Here is a 386-nt window from a genome sequence, read left to right on the forward strand (position 1 = left end):
GAGATAGAGTACGCTTTAGAACAGCATGAGCAAATCAAGCAAGCTGTAGTTTTAGCGATAGAAAACCAATCAGGGGAGAAAGAGTTGGTGGCCTATATTGTTTCTAATGTCCAGCAAAACACAAGCGGTTTAAGAGTTTATTTAAAACAGAGGTTGGCTGAGTATATGCTTCCGGCTTATTACATCCAACTGGAAGAACTTCCCTTAACCTCTAATGGAAAAGTAGACAAGAAGTCCTTACCGGATCCTGAAGGTTCTGGTTTGTCAAGTGGTGTAGAATATGTAGCCCCACGTAACGAGTCAGAAGAGAACATGGTCAGGATATGGAGTGAAATATTGCGTGTAGATAAGGAGAAACTGGGTATTAAAGACCGTTTTTTTGAATT

At 40.4% G+C, this 386-nt stretch carries 1 pseudogene; it reads left to right on the forward strand.

Going from position 1 to position 386, the window contains the following annotated elements:
• Window positions 1-386, forward strand: a pseudogene (locus tag JO950_RS22080) (non-ribosomal peptide synthetase); the annotation flags it as partial.

Source organism: Flavobacterium sp. UGB4466 (genome assembly GCF_903469665.1).
In the GTDB taxonomy this organism is placed as follows: Bacteria; Bacteroidota; Bacteroidia; order Flavobacteriales; family Flavobacteriaceae; genus Flavobacterium; species Flavobacterium lipolyticum.